This window comes from Acinetobacter sp. GN11, assembly GCF_054823985.1.
On the sequence record NZ_JRVL01000233.1, the window covers coordinates 23,644 to 30,854 of the forward strand.

Sequence of the window (7,211 nt, forward strand, 5' to 3'; positions counted from 1 at the left end):
GGGGTATAAGTGTCTAACGTTTTATTTCCAGAGTTACCCGGTCTTGAATGGGATACCTCGCTAACTCCCATGTTCAATACCAAGATCATGACTTCAATTAATGGCCGAGAACTCCGTGCGAGTTTTCAGGCCACACCTAAATATGAAATCTCGTTGTCTTACGCATTCTTGCGGGAAAATAAGGGGAGAAAGGAATTGCAGCAACTCCAAGGGTTTTATTTAGAACGCCGAGGGGCATTTGATTCATTTCTTTATAAGATGCCAGACGACAATCAGTTTGATTGTAAGTTTATTGGGGATGGTGCAACGACCTCGTACCAGCTCTATAAGATGATGTACGACACGCCTTTACCCCTCGGTAATACAGAGGAAAAAATTGTACAGGCCATAGATCCTAACATGTGGAACCAAACACCAGTTAAATCCATGTGGGATGCAAATATATCTAAGCGAATGTGGAATACCGCTACTGCACAAATTACAGCTGATGGTAAGTACATTCTTTCTCAACCTATCGAAGCCGGTATCGAGCTAAATATTAAGGGCACTTACTATTATCGCTGCCGCTTTAAAGATGACACCCAGCAATACCTCAACTTTATGCATAAGCTCTGGAAGGCTGGAAAGGTTGAGTTAATCGGATCCTTAGGAACAAAGATATGAGACAAGCATCACCTCAATTAATTGCCCTGTTAGATGCTGATCAATTCATCATGGCTGATCTGTATACTATTACGACGATACAAGGCATTGAGTATTGTTATACAAGCTATGACGTTAATTTGACTGTTCAGGGTAAGGAATTTCGTGCTGATGGGCCAATCATCAGCCGAGAAGGAACTAGCCTTTCTTTAGGCATTGAAGTTGATAATTTATCAATCACGATTGAAATAAATGAAAGCACAAAATTTGGTGATGTGCCAGTAGCTCAGGCCTTTCATAATGGCATATTGGACGGTGCACGGTTTAAGTTGGAACGTATATTTATGGATATGTACACACCAACTGATACCAGTGCCGGCACGTTGGTTTTATTTGAAGGTCGTATTGTTGAGCCTGAACTTGATCGTTATGTAATTAATGCAAGTGTAGTGTCTGATGTAGATAATTTAAAACTTCAAATGCCTAGAAACTTGTATACACCAGGATGTTTAAATACTTTGTTTGATAGCGCATGTGGTTTGCTCAGTGCTGATTTCGCAGTTAATACAACTATTGCTGCAAATAGTACGCCTAACCGAATCCTATGCAATTTAAGCCAGCCTCAAGGATGGTTTACCCAAGGCGTAGTAGAGTTTTTAGAAGGCGTAAATATTGGAATTAAACGCACGGTCCGTTTGCATGAAGCTGGTGCATTATTGCTGACTTTACCATTGTTAGACATGTCTGCAATTGGTGAGGCTATTCGTGTTTATCCCGGTTGTGATAAGCGACTTACTACTTGTGATAATCGATTTAATAATCGTGCAAGATTCCGTGGTGCGCCATATGTACCGGTTCCTGAAACTTCTGTTTAAACATATATCTTTAACCAAAACCCCGCATTGAGCGGGGTTTTTTTATGGGGCTAGAAAATGGCTTTACCAAATATTGATCAGCTTATCGGCGCCTCGGTCACTGAGGAAGGTTTTAAGACTGCAATAAAACAATTTTTGGAAAATGTGGTTGGGCTTGATGCTTTTAATGGGGTTCCATTTATTAAGCCCATTAAAATTGTAGCTGGTGATGATTTTAATAACTTTTATAAACAAGGTATTTACTATCATTGGGGTGCCAACTTAACCAACACACAAGTACTTAATGGTCCTATGTACTCAGGTAATAACTTGGTACAAGGCGTAACTGTAATATACAACCCTGATCCGTCAGGAGCTAAAAGTTCAGGCTGTACCCAAACTTTCTACCCTTTCTTAGATAATACACCTCCGATATTTCGTAAGGTGCTGCAATCCACTGGCAACTATGACAGTGTGTGGGATAGCTTTGTAACGCGCTCAACTCAATTTTCTGCAATGACGGCGCTAACTACAGGGCAAGACGTACTAAACTTGCCTGTGGGGCGATATTACACACCGACAATACCTATCGGCGACTCGTTACTTAATATGCCTTCCATGCCTTTTAAATTCGGCAGGTTAGAAGTCAGCTATACGGCTAACAGCGCATATAAAGAAGTGCGTTTTACGCCGTATGGAAGGGATAAAGCCTTTTATGTTAATAAACAGTACGAATCATTGTGGTCTGGTTGGTCTGTCTTTAAAGACTCAGCTACACTTAAATCTGAGTTTGACCTAGCGTATACGAGTAAGACTGAACTAGCCTTATCTGTTGCAGCTGCTCTAAACAATCTATCTCAGGATAAATATTTCGGTAAACAATTCACTACCAGTGAATTAACTGGATCGGTGCTTTGGAATACTTCGCCTTATGTGGGCTATAACAATGTCAGTGGCTCAGGCGGTGTTAACTTTAATTATATTAAAGCTAACGTTTGGTGCACTACTGTTGAACCGATTCAATATCGTGTTTATTACGGAGCTAAAGTAGCTACTGATACGCGGGGCGCTTCTGTACTACAAGCAAACGTCACAAGCCCAGACTATTCCGGTGTATGTAAAAACTTCCCTGCTGCTGATTCTGGTTCAGCACAAGAGATCCAACTTGATCAAGTAATTTCGATACCTCCAAACGTACCGTTCGTTATTGTATTCAGATCAGACACAATTAAAGTTATTAATACAAGATACTTCGGCACAGCTACAGGTAACTTAGAATCTCGGGGGTTTAACTTCTCAAATGGTACTGGAGATTGGGGCACAGCACCTATTGCAGTTACATCACCACCAACACCCCCAGCAAGCGCATATGTCAGTGCTGGTTTTCAACTTCTACTTAAAGTAGCTACTAGCGGTGGTGGCAATCCTCCTGTCCAGCCATATGTTCCTGAAGTTTTTTTACCACCTAAGATCTACGTAATGGAGGGTTTGGAAGGCAATATTTTCTTAGAAAACACGATGGTCGTGGATCATAATTTATATGATTTCGATTTCAACTGTTCTAAGGGAATGCATAAACGTAGAGGATGGCGCTTTAAGCCTGTAGCAAATGATGGTTTAGGTACTTTTTCTTTAAGTTTAGGTGTTATTGATAAATACACGGGTTTGCAATTAGCTGTTGCAACATCTCAGATTGTAATTGTCAGTAAAAATGCAAATTCTGGAATTACAAAAAAGGTTCAAGGTATTGGTGATTCTCGTATTGCATCCGGAGGTATTACACAGGGCATTTTAAATAATGCTTCAACTGATGTAATGGGCATCACTTTAATTGGTACACGGGGCACAGCACCTAATCTACACGAAGGGCGGGGTGGTTGGACCATTAACGACTATACAACCGCAGGGCGTACCTACTATCTATTTACAGTCAGTGGAATTACAACCGCACCCGCTATTAATGCAACAATTTATACATTTAATGGCGGTGAGTTTACTGTTCAAGAAACTAATCTTTCTAATGGCTCAGGTACTTTTTTATGTAGCTTTACCGGTTTAGCTCCTACGAATGGTGCAACGGGTACTTTAAGCAAGAAAGATGCGGCAATGATTGGTGATAGCACTATTGCATTTAGCAATGTTCAGTCTCAATCTGGAAATCCATTCTGGAACGCAGCAGCTTCAAAAGTTGATTATCAAAACTATTTAACAACATATGGTTTGCAAACACCTGATGATGTTTTCATTTCTCTTGGTGTGAATGATACGTTTAGCTTAACTTCTGATCAGGCTGCAATTGATTTTTGTACGACCGGTTTTCCGAAACTCGATACTCTTATCAATTCGATTCTTGCGGTAAATTCAACTATTCGTGTTGCTGTGTGTTCACCACCAACTTACGCAAGTCAGGACGCTTTTGGCTATAACTATGCGTGTGGTCAAACATCTAAACGGGCGAAACGTAATATTGCAATTTTCAACAAGTTACTTTCTGCTTATTACAGTGGTAAGGAAGCCTCTAGAATCTATTTTGTTGGTGCCGGCACAAATGTTGATACTGAAAACAACTATCCTGAATCACCTGTAGCAGTTAATGCCCGTAATCCGAAAACTGTAATTGAACAGTCTAATGGTGTGCATTCTTCAACTGCTGGCTATTACCAAGAAAGTGATGGGCTTACACCTTACTTTAAGTCTACGGTGTAACCATCATGAAGAAAAATGAAGAAGCAGTAAAAGAAGCTCTAACTTGGTTAGGTACTCCATATCATCACCAAGGGCGAGTAAAGGGTGTTGGTGTAGATTGTGGAACTTTAATCTGTGAGGTCTATGAAAAAGTAGGACTCATGGACCATTTAGATCCACGGCCATATCCACCTGATTGGCACTTGCACCAGATGGAGCAACGTTATTTAGAGCTCATTTTAGGGGTGTGTGATCCAGTAGAAGGACCGCCCCAAGCAGGTGATATAGTTTTATATAATTTCGGCAAATGCATCAGTCATGGTGCAATTGTCATCGAATGGCCTCAGGTCATTCACAGTTATCTCCATCAAGGTGTGATTATCCAAGATGGAACAAAAGGAAGTTTAGCCCGCCGTATAGCGGGCTTTTTTCGTATGAAGAGGCTTAAATAAATGGGTGGATTATTTGGCGGTACCACGATTAGTACTACTGATACCCGTATTAACTCAATGCGAATCCAGCAGTCAGCATATGGGCTTTGCCAGCCTTTGGTTTATGGCAAAACCCGTGTTGCTGCAAACATGTTTTGGTACGGTGATTTCTTAGCAACCCCTCACACTACGGTTGAGAAATCAGGCGGCAAGGGTGGCAGTACTAAAACCAGCAACACCACGTTCAGTTATAGTGCTTCGCTCATGCTTGGGTTGTGTGAGAACCAGATTAAGAAGATTGGTTTAATTTGGGTTGATAAAGACCAGTACATACCAAAGCAAGAGGGATCTATTACCTTAGATCCAATCGATCAGTTAAAGTTTGAATTATACGATGGGAACAATAACCCGCCATGGGGCTGGTTAGTTTCAAAGCATCCGGATCAGGCAATTAACTATCCATTTTTGGGATATGTTGCATGTGCTAATTATGAGATGGGAAATAGCGCCAGCCTTTCAAATCATAACTTTGAAGTGATTAGCACAATCACCTTGTCAGAAACTATTGATGATGCTAATCCGGCAGATGTGATCGAAGATTTCATTACACACCCACGTCATGGAGCCGCACCCAATCTAAACATGGCAGATTTGGAAGAGTTCCGTACTTATTGCCGTGCGGCCAATCTCTTAATTAGCCCAGCATTCACAGAACAACGCCCAGCTTATGAAACAATCAATGAGATTGTCGAAGCGGTAAATTGTGCCGTGGTACCAAGCCCAGACGGTTTAAAAATTAGATCCTTTGGTGATTCAGCTATTACTGGAAACGGCGTTACTTTTACACCGGATCTCACACCGGTTTATCACTTAACTGATGATGATTTTATTAGTGACGATGAGCCGGTACGAGTACGGCGCAGCCGTGATACTGATGCTTATAATCATGTGCAGGTTGAATACATCAACCGCTATAACCAGTACAACACAGAAACGACTGAGGCAAAGGACCAAGCAAATATAGAAATGTACGGCCTCCGGACCGAGGATCCAGTAGAAAGTCATTATTTTTGTGAGCCAAAAATAGCCCGTCATGCTGCACAGCTTCGCTTACAACGATTGCTTTATGTGCGTAATGAATATGAATTTTCTTTAGGTTGGAAGTACTGCCGGTTAGAGCCGATGGATATTGTCACTATTACAGATGAAGCATTGGGCTTAAATCAATTCCCTGTACGTATTACACGTATAGAAGAAGATGAGGACGGCGAACTAACAATTACAGCTGAAGAGCTGGCCATAGGTTCAAGATCTGCCATTGAGTACGATTCTCAAGCCTCTAATGGTTATCAGGGGGGTAATGAGGAAGCAGGTAATGTTAATGCTCCTGCTATCTTTGAGCCTCCGCTAGATTTAACAGATGGCAAGAATCAAGTATGGGTGGCTGTTTCTGGTGGTATCAATTGGGGTGGCTGTAACGTTTGGGCTAGCCTTGACAATACGACTTATGAAATGATCGGCACGATTTACGGATCTGCACGATACGGGCAACTTGTAACGGCTATTGATGCAGATGATACCGCCTTACAAGTAGAGCTAAATACAGCAAGTCGTATCTTCAGCGGCACCCTACAAGATGCTCAAGCCGATCAAACGCTTTGTAAAGTTGGTGACGAGTATTTTAATTACCGAGTGGCCACATTAAACGGATCTGGTCTTTATACGTTAAGTGATGTTCTGCGTGGACGTTTTGACGATGCTCAGATTCATAACGCTGGGGAACCGTTTGTTCGGCTTGATCGGGCTATTTTTGAATATCCATATAATGAAAATCTGGTAGGTAAACAGATCTTCTTAAAGTTCACCAGTTTTAACGGATTGGAGCGCAAAGAACAGACGTTAGATGAGGTAACGGCTTATAGCTATACCTTGTCGGGTGGACGTCCTGCCGGTGTGAAAGGTTTGTCTCTACAATCGCCGTTTATAGGTACCACGTTCAAAGTTCAATGGCAAAGCTCAACCGGTGCAGATGGTTATCGGGTTCAAGTCTGGTTCAATGGGGCAATGATTCGTCAAGTAGATACAACCAATACCGAATATAGCTATTCGATTGAAGATGCTAAAACGGATGGAATAGGCCGAGCTTATACAATACGTGTAGCCAGTAAGAACGGCGACCAGTTCAGCACCTATGCTGAATTAAGTATTAGTAATCCGGTACCACCAGTACTTTTAAATGTTTATACAGCTGCTACGAAAGATTCAATTACAGTGAATTGGGTACCGAGCGAAGTACCAGATCTCAAAGATTATGCGGTTTGGCTCAGCACGACTTCTAATTTTGATCCTACACAAATGTCGCCAACGTGGACCGGCACAGATTTAACAACTACTTTTGGAGGCCTACAACCAACAACCCCATATTACATTCGTGTCGCTGTACGTGATGTATGGGAAAACACAGTCTGGAACTATACAAATCAGATTACTCAAAGTACTTCTGAAGCTTAATTTAAATTAATTCATAGCACCCAAACGGGTGCTTTTTTTGCCTAAATTCTGGAGAAATGAAATGGCAGATCATGCAGCAAGTAGTGTT

5 protein-coding genes are annotated in these 7,211 nt (G+C 41.6%); all 5 read left to right on the forward strand.

Features of this window, described 5'->3' with window-relative positions; translation table 11 throughout:
• Positions 1 to 9: 9 nt before the first annotated feature.
• The 5 genes from NL42_RS17100 to NL42_RS17120 are packed head-to-tail and all read left to right on the forward strand — an operon-like array spanning position 10 to position 7,123.
• Positions 10 to 663 carry a DUF2460 domain-containing protein gene (locus NL42_RS17100; RefSeq protein WP_461313663.1) on the forward strand — a complete coding sequence of 218 codons (654 nt, stop codon included), beginning with the start codon at positions 10 to 12 and terminating at the stop codon, positions 661 to 663.
• Positions 660 to 1,517 carry a DUF2163 domain-containing protein gene (locus tag NL42_RS17105; RefSeq protein ID WP_461313664.1) on the forward strand — a complete coding sequence of 286 codons (858 nt, stop codon included), beginning with the start codon at positions 660 to 662 and terminating at the stop codon, positions 1,515 to 1,517. The genes NL42_RS17100 and NL42_RS17105 overlap by 4 nt, the downstream gene beginning before the upstream one ends.
• 57 nt (positions 1,518 to 1,574) lie before the next feature.
• Positions 1,575 to 4,202, forward strand: a complete 2,628-nt coding sequence (locus tag NL42_RS17110; protein ID WP_461313665.1) for a hypothetical protein — start codon at positions 1,575 to 1,577, stop codon at positions 4,200 to 4,202.
• 5 nt (positions 4,203 to 4,207) lie between these two features.
• Positions 4,208 to 4,633, forward strand: coding sequence for a C40 family peptidase (locus NL42_RS17115; RefSeq protein ID WP_461313666.1), 426 nt, complete (start codon positions 4,208 to 4,210; stop codon positions 4,631 to 4,633).
• Positions 4,634 to 7,123 (forward strand): phage tail protein, encoded by a 2,490-nt coding sequence (locus NL42_RS17120; protein ID WP_461313667.1) that lies wholly within the window; start codon positions 4,634 to 4,636, stop codon positions 7,121 to 7,123.
• Positions 7,124 to 7,211 lie beyond the last annotated feature (88 nt).